Source organism: Paenibacillus sp. S33 (assembly GCF_053615415.1).
The window spans coordinates 4,009,398-4,023,446 of record NZ_JBSIEZ010000001.1 but is presented as its reverse complement, the minus strand read 5'-3'; the positions used below and the strand labels follow the sequence as shown (position 1 = coordinate 4,023,446).

The window sequence follows — 14,049 nt, the reverse complement described above, 5'->3', positions numbered from 1 at the left end:
CTTCAGTTTTAATAAATTTTTAAAGCTTATTCCGTTATGAATCAATGAAGGAATAAGCTTTTTTTTCTGTATGCCCAAAATAAAAGTGGTAAGGAACAATAAGGCTAACGTATTAAGGGAATTTGGAGGGATAAAGTATAGCTTTAATCGACCTAATGGAGATAAAGACTCATTTCATATAATTCCAGAGGAAACTTATGGGGATTACTATGAAAAAGAAGACTTCGAAGAAATAGAAATGCGAGTTAATGAATCATTAATTGCAATTGGTCAAGCGAGAGATGATAATATGCTGATGTTTATGTCTAAAAACCACCTTAGGGGCAGTTTTCTCAATAATTAGCTTATTTCTAATCAATCAACCCTATGAAAGCCTATGCATTCTTTTGAATAAAAAAGTTGACATATATCTAAAAATAGGTAAAAAGTCACTAAGACTAAAGTCGCTTGTTATATGAATTATGCATTCCTTAATCTGCTGAAATTCTACATTTTTATGCAAGACGGATGTGTTCGAAATTAAGCTAGAAGTCAACGGGGTTGTCGTATCAAGGAATAAGCCCTTTTTAGGAATTCATAAATAGGAAGCTAGAACGGATAAGTAGTGCCATTGCACAATTGTGCTTGTCCTTTATGAGTTTTTCTTATCGCTCATTCACATATTATAAATTCAGTTCGTTTAGATTAGAATATTTGCATACATATGTATAAAAATGAGTATTAAGTCTCGGAAACTCCCTTTGCTACTGTGAATTGACAAAATATGAAGCAGTGGCTAATATGGTTGGGGATATGGTATATATTGGAATTTATAAAGGGGAAATGAGTTTTGAACAAGAGACTAGATAACAGATGTAGTAGCAAAATGAAATGGAGCCAAACGATTTTTGGAGCGCTGTTGGCGCTTAGTCTGGTGTTACTCAGTGGGGGGAACGCGTGGGCCTCATCCAATGAACAATTAAAATGGATTGAGGGTAGCCGAAAGGTAGACCTGGGAAAAATGGTTGCGGTCGAACTGGACTCATCTCTTCTTTTCCTAGATGCAGCTAACACAAAGATAAGCGAAATGAATCACGAGAAGCCATCTGGTAAAGAAATTGGGAGTATATTTCCGAAAGATGAAAATCAAAATTGGGAAGTTGTTTTTGAATACTATGAACTTGGACACATCAAGGATGATGAAAAAGAAGACATCGATGCGGATGCCATTTTAGATAGTTATAAAGAGGGTACGGAAGAGAGTAACAAGGAAAAAGCGGAAAGTGATCGTCTGTATGTTACGGGCTGGGATGTGGAGCCTTTTTATAATGAAGCGACCCATAATCTAACCTGGTCTATGTTGGCGGAGGATGGGAACAAGGAAAAGCTGATCAATTATAATGTTCGTTTGCTCACTCGTCAGGGTTATATCTCTGCAATATTAGTGTCCGATCCTGCGCATTTGGACGCAGATAAGAAGTTTTTGAATGAGAACATATTACCCAAGCTGACAGTCAAATCAGGCGAGCGGTATGAGGATTTTAATGCTTCAACGGACAAAATTTCCGAATACGGCCTAACCGGATTGATTTTGGGAGGAGCAGGCTTGGCAGTAGCTAAAAAAGTAGGCTTGTTGGCATTACTCATTGCTTTTTTTAAGGGCGCGGGAATTAAGGTTATCATACTTATCGGCGCAGCTTGTGCAGGTGTGTTTGGTGTGATAGGCAAGTTTTTTGCCAAATTATTTCGCAAGAAAGAATCGGAATCCATGCACAATGAAACGAACGCTCAGGATCAGTCAGAAACACTACAGTGAAGATAAAAAAACGCTTCATAAAATTGCTGATAAAAAGGGGATGGTGATTGAACGCAAAACATAATCTCAGGCAGCCTGAGAAGCACGAGCTGGATACGTAACTTGAGCAAAACAATATGAACAGATGATCATGGTGACGTTAGACCCGTGAATCATCTGTTTTTCGTTTTTTTTATCCCTTGTAATACTTTCGGTACACCGCGGGCGTTGTGCCTTCATACTTTTTGAATATTTTGATGAAATACCCCGGCTCATTGAAGCCGAGCTCGCTACTGATCTGGGATACCGGAATATCTGTAGCTTCGAGCAACTGCTTCGCCCATTTAATCTTCAGGCGGGAAAGATAGCTGGAAAAGTTCTCCCCCGTTTCCTTCGCAAACAGCCGACTAAAATAGCTTGGGCTAATGTGGCACAAGTCAGCCATGGCTTTCAGAGAAAAAGTTTCACCCTTGTGCTCAAAAATATATTCGAAGGCGGGTTTTAGTACGGGATTTCCGCACGAAATATCCACATCTCCTGAGGCATTCAGATAGGCATCTGCTAAGAAATTATTCATTTCTTTCTTAAGGTTTTCGATATGCTCCAACGAGTAGCCAGGAAGGATCTCGGACAACTGCGGAGTGGACTGTGTGGCCGACGCCTTCTCGAACATTTCTGCGAGAAGATTTTTGTTCATCGCTTCTTCAACAATATAATTACACAATAAGGATAACATGCTGGAGATCGTCTGAATTTCCTGATAGGTCATGGATGGCAGATCGGCGTAGTCGTTCTTAAGTTCTTCCCATTTGGAACTGTACAGTTTTTCATTTTTTGAGGTGAGGATTTGCTCGAGCTGTAAGGCGCTCGAAGGATCGGCTAAACGTACCTGACCTGCCATGACGGCGCCGATGTACTTATCGTCAATAATGATCGGTACCGCGATGTCGATGATGTCATAATGACAGAGATAAATATAAGGTTTATTGGAACGCACCGCTTCAAGCCCACCGCGAGAGTCACATTTTTGGCAGTAAGGAAGGAGATTCACATCCTGGCGAACCTTTTTGCAGAATGACTGGCATTGGCTGTGGCTAGTTACGGGATTCCCTTTATAATCGACGGTGAGAATGGCTAATTTGGTAACGGATGCTAATGAATCCTGCAACTGCTCCCACTTTTTCAAATCAAAGATTTTCTGGATGCTCAAATGTTCACGTATCAAGATTCTCATCCCTTAATGGTAAATTATCCTGTAAGCAATAACAAAAAAGTACAAATTGTGATCTTCAGTGCAAAAAAATACGATTGTAGATTATAATATATTCCTTGATTCCTCCAATGTAAAGTTTACATGGTTCGGTTATAGTTTTAATCAGAACGAAGCCAACACGATCATAAGGAGGAATTATAGATGAGAAAAGCTTTTATCAGCCCAAGCAAATATGTACAAGGTGAAAACGAATTGTTGAATTTGGGTTACTATGTGAGCACTTTCGGCAAATCCGCTTTACTGATTGCGCATCCTGATGATGTGGCGCGGGTAAAAGATAAGCTTGATTCCACTTTGGGTAAATATAACGTAACCTTTATTGAAAGCGGTTTTATGGGTGAGTGTTCCAGACAGGAAGTGTCTAGACTTCAGGAAATTGCTACTGCGAATGGATGCGATTGTATCGTAGGTCTCGGCGGTGGGAAAGCGATCGACGCGGCGAAATGCGTGGCTCAAGGGGAAGCGCTAATCATCTGTCCGACGATTGCTGCGACGGATGCACCGACAAGTCACTCGGCCGTTCTTTACACCCCGGAAGGCGCTTTTGACGATTACGCTTATTTTAAGCAAAGTCCGAGTGTCGTATTAGTCGACACCACCGTTATCGCTAATGCACCAACCCGATTCCTTGTATCTGGCATGGGTGATGCACTGTCAACTTACTTTGAAGCCCGTGCGACTTCCCGTTCTTACTCCAGGGTCAATGCCGGACTGCCTAACGGAGTACGCGAAGGACAGTGTGCGCCAGCAGTAGGTACGAATGCGGCGATTGCACTTGCAACGCTATGCTATGAAATGCTGTTGAAAGACGGTGCCAAAGCAAAAGCGGCATGTGATGAAAACCAAGTTACGCAAGCACTCGAAAATATCATTGAAACTAATATTTTACTCTCAGGCCTCGGCTTCGAAAGCGGCGGACTTGCGGCGGCCCATGCAATTCATGATGGACTCACGATTTTGGAAGGCACACATCATTATTATCATGGAGAGAAAGTTGCATTCGGCACGATCGCACAGCTGGTGCTCGAAAACGCACCGACGGAAGAATTACATCAGGTACTTGATTTCTGTTTAGCCGTCGGTTTACCGGTCTGCTTGGCTGATATCGGCGTCGATCATATCAGACAGGAAGAACTCATGGAAGTAGCTGCAAAGGCTTGCATTCTGGAGGAATCGATTCATTCCATGCCGTTTCCGGTCACAGTGGAGCAGGTTGCAGCGGCAATCGCTGCAGCCGACCGTATCGGGAGCCAGTACAAAGCGGAGGTAAAGTAGCATGAAAAAGGTCATCAACCGTGCGGAAAATTTGGTCCTTGAGATGTGCAGTGGTATTGCGCTTGCGCATCCCGAATTGGAATTTCTGCCAAAATACAAAGTGCTCAAGAAAAAGGAATTGAACGCGGAGAAAGTAACGCTCATCAGCGGCGGTGGCAGCGGGCATGAGCCCGCCCACGCCGGCTTCGTTGGCAAAGGGATGCTCGATGCCGCGGTCTGCGGTGATGTCTTCGCCTCTCCCTCACAGATTCAAGTATATCAGGCCATCCGAGCGACAACCGGGAAAAAAGGTGCGCTGCTGATTATTAAAAATTACAGCGGCGATATTATGAACTTTAGAAACGCCGCCCATTTGGCCACTGAAGACGGTCTGGAAGTGGACTATGTAAAGGTTGAAGACGACATCGCTGTAGAAGATAGCCTATATACAGTCGGACGGCGCGGGGTGGCGGGAACGGTGCTCGTCCATAAGATCGCGGGTGCAGCGGCGGAAGAGGGCCGGAGTCTGGCGGAAGTTAAAGCAGTGGCCGAGAAAGCCGCTGCGAATGTACGCAGTATCGGATTCGCATTGACTTCGTGTACCGTGCCGGCGAAGGGCACGCCAACATTAGAGCTCGGGCATGATGAAATTGAGTACGGCGTCGGCATTCACGGCGAGCCTGGGACCAGCCGCGAGAAGCTGACGGATGCGGATACGCTGGCAGGCAGAATGGTAACCGATCTCCTTCGAGACATGCAGATCGAAACTGGCTTCAGCGGAGAAATTGCCCTGTTGATCAATGGTTTCGGCGGTACGCCTCTGCAAGAACTGTACCTTTTCAACCATTCGGTCACTCGCGAACTAGCAGCGAAGGGGATCACGATCGATCGCACTTTTGTCAACAATTATATGACGAGTATCGATATGGCAGGTATCTCGGTTTCCATCATGAAGCTGGACAACGAACTGAAAACGCTCCTCTCCTATGAAAGCAACGCACCTGCGTTCAAGGTGGCTGGACCTGTTGATCATGTCGAATTCACGGATATTTCAACTGTAGCAGACGAAAATCGGCAAGTATCCTTTGAGGTAGAAACGGACCCTGCCTTCGCGGTTATTGAGAACAACAAAGTTACGTTAAACAATCTTATCTACCTAGTCGATAAGATGAGTGAGGTTATCATCAAGAATGAGGTATCTTTCTGCGATCTTGACTCTCATGCAGGCGACGGAGACTTTGGCATGAGCGTTGCTAAGGGATTTCGTCAGCTGAAACGGGAATGGAGAGACATCCTGAATCAAGATTCTTTGACGATGGGAGCCTTTCTTCATTCATGCTCGCTCGTCATCATGGAGTACTGCGGTGGCGCTTCGGGTCCGATCTGGGGCTCAGCATTTCGGGCAGCGGCACGATCTGCGGGCGAACGAACCGAACTCACCGTTTCTAAATTCGCGGATATGATGCAGGCTGCGGTGCAAGGCATACAATCGACAGGCGAACGTTCTTTCGGCAGAGGAGCCGTCGTTGGCGATAAAACGCTTATAGATGCATTAGTGCCATGTGCGGATAGCTGGGTGGAGAGCGCGAAATTAGATTTTGACGTGAAGACAGCCTTTATAAGAGGTGCTCAAGCCGCTGTATCAGGGGCCAAAAAGACGGAAGACATCGTGGCGCGCATGGGCCGTGCTGGAACGGTAGGAGAGAGAAGCCTTGGTTATCCAGACGCGGGGGCTTATGCGCTTGGAGTGATTTTTACGGAGCTTGCTGAATGTTTGAACTAATTCTATAAATCCAAAATTACTGGCGCGAACACTTCGTTTAGATATCCATTCCTGCCTGTAACACTCGCTAATTCTTAAAAATTCAAGGTTTGTTCATTGCAATTGATGTGCATTAGGTTTATAATTTCAGACGGATTCAAAGGGCTTATCCCGGAATCCATGGGAGTTCATCCCATCTGAGCTAGCTTACTGCATGCTCAAATATGAATTAAGCGAGGGATTTACAATGAAAACCTGCTGCACCATCCAAGTTGACGAAGAGAGTTTAGTTATTGATTTGCCAGAAGAAGGAACCACGCTAGAGTCCCTGCTCGGTGATATTGAGAGCTGTGGAGGTAGTGAAGAACCTTGGCTGCAACTTATTGACAAGGTAATAGGTAACTCATCTGAGACTGTACTGACAGATCAAGCGACGGATGGCGGCGATATGAAGGAAGATCAGACGACCAAAGAACCTCAAGCAACTGCTCAGGGGTAATAGGGAGATCCTACGTTAAGACGAAATTTGTAACATTAATCGATCACATATAAGATCATCTATAAGACTGCTATACCGAGCCAAGGCATCGGGAAGCAGTCTTTTTTTATCAAACAACTAAAAATTCTCCGAATTTTGCAATCGGTAAATGAGTCTTTTGTCCCTTTAGTATTCTATAGTAGCCAACCAAGCAGAACACATCCCAAAACCGTGACTTCCTGTTCATTTTCAATCATAAAGTCGAAATGTAACATGAAACTAACTATAATAGTAGTATCATCCATATACAGGTAAGTGACATCAATGTTTGGACCTGATCCTCTTGTTATATGAAGGAGGGGGCGAAAGAGCGGAGAACAACGTACTGATAAGTCTCATCTACTTTATAAAAAGGAAGGAATGTGTAAATGATGAATGGGCAATGGGTCCTGCCAAGGATCGCAAAAAGAGTAGCGGTGATGCTAACAGCAGTATTGCTATTAACGTTAACGAACGGATTCAACTGGAATACGCAAACAGCAGAGGCTGCCGGGACGACCCCTGTGGAACGTTACGGACAACTTTCGGTAAAAAATGGTAAACTGGTGGATAAAAACGGTAAACCTGTACAACTCAAAGGGATTAGCTCTCACGGTGTCCAATGGTTTGGGGATCTGGTAAATCAGGACTCTATGAAATGGCTACGGGACGATTGGGGCATTTCCGTATTCCGGGTTGCACTGTACACTGAAGAAAATGGTTATATTGCCAACCCTTCTTTGAAAAATAAAGTGAAGGAAGCGATTGAGGCAGCACAGAAACTGGGCTTGTACGTCATTATTGACTGGCACATTCTTTCAGATGGCGATCCGAACATTCATAAAAATGAAGCCAAAGCTTTCTTTAATGAATTTTCGACTCAGTACGGCCATTTGCCTAACGTAATCTATGAACTTGCCAATGAGCCGAATGGGAATGTGAACTGGAACAATCAAATCCGACCTTATGCGTCTGAGGTATCTCAGGTTATTCGAGCTAAGGACCCGGACAATATTATTATTGTAGGAACAGGCACATGGAGTCAGGATGTACATGATGCAGCAGACCATCCACTTCCAGACAAGAATACAATGTATACCGTACATTTCTATGCAGGTACACATGGACAATCTTTACGTGATCGGATTGATTATGCCCTGAACAAAGGTGTAGGCATTTTTGCTACCGAGTGGGGTACAAGCGACGCCTCGGGTAACGGTGGTCCGTTCCTGAATGAATCCAAAGTATGGACTGATTTTATGGCCAGTCGCAAAATCAGTTGGGCCAATTGGTCGCTTTCCGACAAAAATGAGACTTCTGCTGCCCTGCTGCCTGGTGCCGACCGTAAGGGCGGATGGCCTGATTCGCAATTGTCGGCCTCCGGCAAATTCGTAAAACAGGCGATTCTGGAAGGCTCCAGCAACAATGGTGGAGGCGGAAACAACGGTGGGGATAACGGCGGAGATGGCAATACTGGCAATACTGGCGGTGATAACGGTGGCGGCAATAACGGCGGCAATAACGGCAACGGAGGAAGTACACCAGGCAGTAACGATCAAGGGATTGTGCTTCAGTATCGCACTGGTGACACGAACGCCAAGGATAACGCAATCCGTCCTGAATTTAATATCAAAAACACAGGAAAAACAGCTGTGAAGCTGAGTGATCTAAAAATTCGCTACTATTACACAGATGAAAGCAAACAAGCTCAACAGTTTTTTGTGGACTGGGCTAGGATTGGCACTGAAAAGGTAAAAGCAACATTTGTAACATTGCCAAATCCAAAGTCCAAGGCTGATAAATATGTGGAGATTTCTTTTACAGATGGAGCGGGAACGATTCAGCCCGGCGGGGAAAGTGGAGAAATTCAACCCCGGATTCATGCTGCAAATTGGAGTAATTTAGATGAGACCAACGATTACTCCTATGGTGCTACCCAAACAGCATTCGCAGACTGGGACCATGGCACTGTATATCAGCAGGGTAAGCTGGTTTGGGGTATAGAACCTTAGAATTTAACCGTTACTAACTTTATCGAAACGAGTAAAGGTATGGGACTTTAGGGTGCAATCTTTCCAAGCTTTGGAGTATAAAGCATACGTCTTTGGTATATGGATACTGGAACTTTAGGAGTGAAAGACCCACCCTTTAGTGTTGGTTTATATACTACTAAAGTACCATATGATATTCGACTTTTGTAGTGCTTGAATTACTTCCATAGTGCAGAGGGGTTGGTTCCAATGGACCCTTCTCTACGACAAACCCCCGCTGTTGCCATCATAGGCAGGCGGGGGTTTTTGTGTTTCTGAAGCTCAGCCTCCGTTTATTTGCGTCTATCCCAAATCAAAAGCTTTGGCCAGCAGACGGTAGGACTGAACACGTTTATCAAAGTCATGAATGGATGAAACGACCAGCAACTCATCGGTACGATACTGCTCAGCCAGTCTTAGCAGCTGTTCCTTACACTGCTCAGGGGTACCAACAACACGCCAGGCTGCAGACTGACGCAGCCGCTCACGATCCAACTCCGTGTACGGATAGGACATTGCTGTTTTCACCGACGGAAGAGAACTCATTTCTTTACCTTGCATGAGCAAAAGGAAATACAAACTAGCACTGGACGCCAGCTGCTCAGCTTCCTCTTCGGTTTCCGCGCAGGCCACCGTAACTGCCGCCATGGAATGGGGCTTATCACCTAGGATCGAAGGCTGGAATTGCTCGTGGTAACGTGCGGTAGCTTCTACACCACCTGGAGTCCCGAAAAATTGGGCAAAGGCATAGGAGGCACCCATCATCGCGGCCAATCTGGCGCTCTCTCCGCTGGAGCCGAGCAACCATAATCCAGGAACGGTCGATATCATCGGGGAGGCATGAAGACCGGCAAATCGATGATTGTCAGGCACCGAATCATGGAAGTAATCGATTAAATCGAGAATCTGCTGTGGATATTGTTCGACAGATTGGTACTTGCCTTCCTGCAGGGCACGAGTAGCCAGGGGTAAACCACCGGGAGCACGCCCTATTCCCAGGTCGATGCGTCCTGGATGAAGCGCCTCCAGCAAGCGGAAGTTTTCGGCGACTTTATACGCGCTGTAGTGTGGCAGCATAATACCGCCTGAACCCACACGAATGCGTGATGTGTGAGCAGCCAAATGCGCAATCAGCACCTCAGGGCTGGAGTGCGCTAGTGTTTTGGACGCATGATGTTCGGATACCCAATAACGGCTATATCCCAGTTGATCAGCTTCACGCGCTAAATCTGTTGTATTGGATAATGCATCCTGAGCAGTACCGCCTTCAGGAATATGAGACTGGTCCAGTATACCCAGTTTAAGCATTTATAATCACCTCTTACACAACTGTATCAGACACAACTCATTAGGTCAAAACTCAAAAATGGATAGGTTGGAGTTTGGGGATCTTTTCGTTATAATAAAGGATGTGTAAAGGATGAGAGAACATCCTTGCTTATGGAGAGGGGATTAAATTTGTGTTAAGAACACCTTTGGGGCGTGTCCGACTCATGCTCTGGATTCAAGCTATAGCTTATTTGGCGATACTATTCACCCACCAGCCCCTGCAAGCTGCGGGCATGACCCAGGCGGTTATGGTGATTGGTAACATATACCGGGTGAGCTTTTTGTTGCTCCTCGTTGCTTTGATCTATGGGAAAACAGCACTGCACTGGTCTATACGGCGGCCTCTTTTTATTATGTTTGCCTCCTTCATTCCGTTTGGTCTGATGATTATGGATTTTGTTTGGGTGCGAAAATGGACAGGGGATTCGGCAGCAGAACAGCGAGCTACATCGTAATCTTAGAAGATTTGTTTCGTGTGAGTTGTCGAGGAGTTTGTCGGGCGTAAGCGGGACTGGCCCCGATGCAGTAGAAAAGAACATTTACGCAGTTTGATGCGTGGTGTTCTTTTTTTGTGCACCGGAGGAATCATTCTATATATTGTACTTTCGAGCGTTGGAAATCGAATTAAGAAAAATGCTGAACTAAAAATTCTGCCGTTTTGCGTCTTTGAAAGCCTTCAACCCAATGTCCGGTAAAGGGATAAATTTCAATCGTTTTCGGTGATTCAATACGGTTATAAGCGGCGAAAATTGTCTCTGGCATACACACCGTATCCTTGAACCCTACCGATACCATGATCGGGGTACGAATGCGATGAGCCAGATTCATCACGTCAAAATAACTTAATGTATGTAGTACCTGCTCCAAATGCTCCGGAAATCGGTTGGCGAATTCAGCTGCTTCCGTCAGTGAACTGGTAGAATTCATCATACCAAAATCCATATGACACATATTGGGGATATCCGCTACCGTAATGGCAGCTTTATCGCTGAGCGCAGCCACCATTAATGAAAGTCCGCCGCCCTGACTGGCGCCACTGATTGCGATTTTAGCCGAATCGACATCCGACTGCTCCGCTACCCAATCTACGGCTCTAAGGGCATCGGTTGTAATCGTTTTGTAGTAGCAGGTATCCTTGTCCAATATTCCTTTCGTTACCCAGCCTTTAACCGTACCATGAGGATCACCCAGACGGTCTCCCGTTTCTCCTCCCTGGCCACGCACATCTACGGCCAATACCGCAAAGCCAAGCATGAGCCAAGAGGAATAATCTTCAGGATAGCCTTTTCCGCCTGTATAGCCATGAAACAGAACGATACACGGCAACTTTTGATCTCCGGCAAATCGGGGGCGTACATACCAGGCATGCAGAGGCGTATCATCGACACCCTCAAAAGTAACTCGGTAAGCAAGAATATGAGGATATGGCGTTTCTACGAGAGTTTTGAACGCATGTACAGGTTTGGCGTGAACTTCTTCCAATGTTTTGGCCCAGAATAAATCTATATCCTTCGGGGCGGTAAGATCGGGCCGATATTGCTTCAATTCGGCAATTCTTTTTTCAATAACATTCATAATTAAGATTCTCCTTCATATAGAATGAACTTCTCCTTAAGATTTACCCGGTAAAGTTGACTCCTCCAGCTCTCTCAGCAGCTCAAATGCTCTTTCATTAGTGCTTCCACACGTATCCTCATCAGCATGGAATCCACTGCATACAACTGGGCGCTCAGGTTTGCCAAACAATCGGCAACGGTAATCGGAAGTTAACTGAGGGCAAGGAACACCAGCTGGTTTTCCATCTGGCATGCCAGGAATAGGGGAAGAAATCGTAATGGCAATACAGCAGGCGGCACATCCTACTCGACACTCCAGTTGGGGTCACTCCTTAATTAATCTGTTATTTTTGTAACTTATGCATGAAGTGACATTAATGAAGCCATAATGTGAGGATGGCACAAAAAAAGCAGGAATACAAGGATAAGCGCATATTAGACACACTTTTCACACAAGGGGTGTATAAATAGTCGTAGAGGCACGTAGGATGGTATCAAGCCCCTAAATCAGTGTTTCGTTCGGTGGTAATATTAACCAATTGTCTTCTGTGTGTTCAAAAGGAGTTCGAGTGGTTAATAATAGAACACAACGATAAAAACTTAAACGAGGTGACGCAAAATGAGTTGGTTATGGGCATTGATTGTTGGTGGTATTATTGGTTGGTTGGCAGGAATTATCGCAGGTCGTGATGTTCCGGGTGGCGTGATAGGTAACATCATCGCTGGTTTTATCGGTGCATGGTTGGGTAGCTTGATTCTGGGAGACTGGGGTCCTGAAATCGGATCGTTCTACATCGTTCCTGCATTAATTGGTGCGATTGTGCTGGTCGTGATTGTAAGCTTGATCTTCCGTTCCGTTGGACGGAGCAGGGGTTAACTTTACGAATCATTGAATAGACTAGCCCCTATGGGGATTAGGACTAAAATGAAAAAAGCTGCTTCCGCAAGGTTCGAAAATGAACCTGTGGGAGCAGCTTTTTTTGAGGAAAATGACGAATTTTCCTATTGAAACCGCCTGACATGAGGAACACTTAGAACGCCCAGCACGATACACATGCCGATGGTTGCAAACATGCCAATTGTGAACATACCACCAAGCTTATCTGCCACAGCACCTACTGCCAGATAGCCGACAGGGAGCAGGGCAAAGGAAAACATTAGATCCAGACTAGCTACACGTCCAAAAGACTCGGCTGGGACTAATTCCTGGAGGCTTGTCTCCCAGATAATCGCAAATATCATAATGCCAAATCCTTCGAGCATCATGCTCATAATCAGTCCTGGCATCCAGGTGACTACAGACAACAGTAGTAAAGCAAGACCGCTAACAAAAGCTCCTAAGTAAGCGAGTAGACCGCGATGCTTCCAATGCTTGCGTGATCCATACACAAAGGCCCCCAGCATAGCGCCAATGCCGCTACTTGCCATCGCAATGCCGTATACGACTGGATTGTAGCCATGATGAACCTTGAACAGCCACGGAATGAGTACAGCGATAATGCCTGAATAACAAATATTAATGAAGGAAAAGGCAAGAATCGTAATCCATAGCCAAGGATGGCTTTTGAGAATGGTAAAGCCTGCGATAAAATCCTTGAGAAAATGCTGCCTACCCTGATCTTGCTGTTCTGGATCTACCTGACCTTTGCCGATGACGGAGGCCAAATGAGCGCTTAACATCCAAAAGCAGGCAAAAGATATCAGATAAGCGATAGAATCCAGTCCAAAGCCAACACCAGGTGAGGAAAAAGATACAATGAAGCCTCCTAACGGAGGGCCAAGTAGACGGACGGCTTGTATACTGATCTGACTAAGCGCGTTGGCTGCATTGCGTATGTCCGGTGTGAATACCTGTGCACGTAAGGCAGAATAAGCAGGATTAAAGATACCGTCCATCAATCCGTACAACGCTAGGCCAACGAATAGAACCGGCAATTTCATTCCGCCTGTAAACATCAGCACCGCCGCAATGAACATCAGTCCAAACCGGGCGATATTCGTAAACAGAAGGAGACGAATTCGGTCAATTCTATCCACGATCATGCCTGCGAAAGGCAGAATAAGTACGTTAGGCAACATATAAACAGTCATCGCCAGTCCCATAATAGTAGTCGAGCCTGTTAGGGAATAGATAACCAGTGGCAAAATGACTGTGGTGACTGAGCTCCCCAACATTGCGATCCAATGTCCAAGCCACAACAAAGTGAACGCTTTGGATTGTTTTAAAGGTGAAGTGAAGGTAGCCCAGGCCGAGTGACTTCCTTCAGGTGATGTAGAGGATAAGGTTGAATTTTGGGTATCCATGATCACACTCCGGTATATTTCTAAACTGCATATTAAAACCTATTATACGAAATCTCTAACGTAAGGGTACAGAAAAAGTTGCAGTGAGGGGAGTTATAATGAATAGCCTGCCAATGAAAGAGTCAACCTAGAATAACTTTAGGCTGCAAAGATATATAGCTTACCTTTTGCATAGGGATTATTGGATAAAAGCATTGACGCGTGAAAATGAATGATGTACTATTCAATGACCAGCCGCGTGCTAGGTTAT

The 14,049-nt window shown here is 45.2% G+C and carries 13 protein-coding genes; 8 read left to right on the top strand and 5 right to left on the bottom strand.

What is annotated here, in order from left to right:
* Positions 1–70 precede the first annotated feature (70 nt).
* Complete coding sequence (locus ACWGXJ_RS18305; RefSeq protein ID WP_452567347.1) at positions 71–343, top strand: hypothetical protein; 273 nt, start codon at positions 71–73, stop codon at positions 341–343.
* A gap of 522 nt (positions 344–865) precedes the next feature.
* Positions 866–1,795, top strand: coding sequence for a DUF2167 domain-containing protein (locus tag ACWGXJ_RS18300; RefSeq protein ID WP_452567927.1), 930 nt, complete (start codon positions 866–868; stop codon positions 1,793–1,795).
* 172 nt (positions 1,796–1,967) lie between these two features.
* Here the strand turns inward: ACWGXJ_RS18300 and ACWGXJ_RS18295 are convergent, their stop codons facing one another.
* The gene (locus ACWGXJ_RS18295; RefSeq protein WP_452567346.1) at positions 1,968–2,999 is read right to left on the bottom strand and encodes a PocR ligand-binding domain-containing protein; all 1,032 of its coding nucleotides are present in this window, start codon (positions 2,997–2,999) and stop codon (positions 1,968–1,970) included.
* Between the two features lie 189 nt (positions 3,000–3,188).
* Here ACWGXJ_RS18295 and ACWGXJ_RS18290 point away from each other — a divergent pair, with 189 nt between their 5' ends.
* The 4 genes from ACWGXJ_RS18290 (at position 3,189) to ACWGXJ_RS18275 (ending at position 8,592) form a co-directional block, all read left to right on the top strand.
* Positions 3,189–4,322: a glycerol dehydrogenase gene (locus ACWGXJ_RS18290; RefSeq protein WP_452567345.1), complete on the top strand. Its 1,134-nt coding sequence runs from the start codon at positions 3,189–3,191 to the stop codon at positions 4,320–4,322.
* Position 4,323: 1 nt separating this feature from the next.
* Positions 4,324–6,084: a dihydroxyacetone kinase subunit DhaK gene (gene dhaK, locus ACWGXJ_RS18285; protein ID WP_452567344.1), complete on the top strand. Its 1,761-nt coding sequence runs from the start codon at positions 4,324–4,326 to the stop codon at positions 6,082–6,084.
* A 226-nt stretch (positions 6,085–6,310) separates the two neighbouring features.
* Positions 6,311–6,562, top strand: a complete 252-nt coding sequence (locus tag ACWGXJ_RS18280) for a hypothetical protein (protein WP_452567343.1) — start codon at positions 6,311–6,313, stop codon at positions 6,560–6,562.
* Positions 6,563–6,969: 407 nt separating this feature from the next.
* Complete coding sequence (locus ACWGXJ_RS18275; protein ID WP_452567342.1) at positions 6,970–8,592, top strand: cellulase family glycosylhydrolase; 1,623 nt, start codon at positions 6,970–6,972, stop codon at positions 8,590–8,592.
* A gap of 321 nt (positions 8,593–8,913) precedes the next feature.
* On the opposite strand, the gene ACWGXJ_RS18270 is transcribed toward ACWGXJ_RS18275, so the two are convergent.
* Positions 8,914–9,918 carry an LLM class flavin-dependent oxidoreductase gene (locus ACWGXJ_RS18270; RefSeq protein ID WP_452567341.1) on the bottom strand — a complete coding sequence of 335 codons (1,005 nt, stop codon included), beginning with the start codon at positions 9,916–9,918 and terminating at the stop codon, positions 8,914–8,916.
* Positions 9,919–10,070: 152 nt separating this feature from the next.
* Here ACWGXJ_RS18270 and ACWGXJ_RS18265 point away from each other — a divergent pair, with 152 nt between their 5' ends.
* Positions 10,071–10,394, top strand: a complete 324-nt coding sequence (locus ACWGXJ_RS18265; protein ID WP_452567340.1) for a DUF3817 domain-containing protein — start codon at positions 10,071–10,073, stop codon at positions 10,392–10,394.
* A gap of 169 nt (positions 10,395–10,563) precedes the next feature.
* On the opposite strand, the gene ACWGXJ_RS18260 is transcribed toward ACWGXJ_RS18265, so the two are convergent.
* Together ACWGXJ_RS18260 and ACWGXJ_RS18255 are read right to left on the bottom strand one after the other, a co-directional pair.
* On the bottom strand, positions 10,564–11,514 hold the full coding sequence (locus ACWGXJ_RS18260) for an acetylxylan esterase (protein WP_235308925.1): 951 nt from the start codon (positions 11,512–11,514) through the stop codon (positions 10,564–10,566).
* A gap of 36 nt (positions 11,515–11,550) precedes the next feature.
* Positions 11,551–11,814, bottom strand: coding sequence for a YkgJ family cysteine cluster protein (locus ACWGXJ_RS18255; RefSeq protein ID WP_196245371.1), 264 nt, complete (start codon positions 11,812–11,814; stop codon positions 11,551–11,553).
* A 300-nt stretch (positions 11,815–12,114) separates the two neighbouring features.
* On the opposite strand from ACWGXJ_RS18255, the gene ACWGXJ_RS18250 reads away from it, so the two are divergent.
* Positions 12,115–12,372 (top strand): GlsB/YeaQ/YmgE family stress response membrane protein, encoded by a 258-nt coding sequence (locus ACWGXJ_RS18250; protein WP_025686368.1) that lies wholly within the window; start codon positions 12,115–12,117, stop codon positions 12,370–12,372.
* 125 nt (positions 12,373–12,497) lie between these two features.
* On the opposite strand, the gene ACWGXJ_RS18245 is transcribed toward ACWGXJ_RS18250, so the two are convergent.
* Positions 12,498–13,799 (bottom strand): MFS transporter, encoded by a 1,302-nt coding sequence (locus ACWGXJ_RS18245; RefSeq protein WP_452567339.1) that lies wholly within the window; start codon positions 13,797–13,799, stop codon positions 12,498–12,500.
* Positions 13,800–14,049 lie beyond the last annotated feature (250 nt).

Excerpts from the sequence above, each read along its gene's own strand:
- ACWGXJ_RS18305 (WP_452567347.1), top strand. The coding sequence starts at position 71 with ATGCCCAAAATAAAAGTGGTAAGGAACAATAAGGCTAACGTATTAAGG.
- ACWGXJ_RS18300 (WP_452567927.1), top strand. The coding sequence starts at position 866 with ATGAAATGGAGCCAAACGATTTTTGGAGCGCTGTTGGCGCTTAGTCTG.
- ACWGXJ_RS18290 (WP_452567345.1), top strand. The coding sequence starts at position 3,189 with ATGAGAAAAGCTTTTATCAGCCCAAGCAAATATGTACAAGGTGAAAAC.
- dhaK (WP_452567344.1), top strand. The coding sequence starts at position 4,324 with ATGAAAAAGGTCATCAACCGTGCGGAAAATTTGGTCCTTGAGATGTGC.
- ACWGXJ_RS18280 (WP_452567343.1), top strand. The coding sequence starts at position 6,311 with ATGAAAACCTGCTGCACCATCCAAGTTGACGAAGAGAGTTTAGTTATT.
- ACWGXJ_RS18275 (WP_452567342.1), top strand. The coding sequence starts at position 6,970 with ATGATGAATGGGCAATGGGTCCTGCCAAGGATCGCAAAAAGAGTAGCG.
- ACWGXJ_RS18270 (WP_452567341.1), bottom strand. The coding sequence starts at position 9,918 with ATGCTTAAACTGGGTATACTGGACCAGTCTCATATTCCTGAAGGCGGT.
- ACWGXJ_RS18260 (WP_235308925.1), bottom strand. The coding sequence starts at position 11,514 with ATGAATGTTATTGAAAAAAGAATTGCCGAATTGAAGCAATATCGGCCC.
- ACWGXJ_RS18250 (WP_025686368.1), top strand. The coding sequence starts at position 12,115 with ATGAGTTGGTTATGGGCATTGATTGTTGGTGGTATTATTGGTTGGTTG.
- ACWGXJ_RS18245 (WP_452567339.1), bottom strand. The coding sequence starts at position 13,799 with ATGGATACCCAAAATTCAACCTTATCCTCTACATCACCTGAAGGAAGT.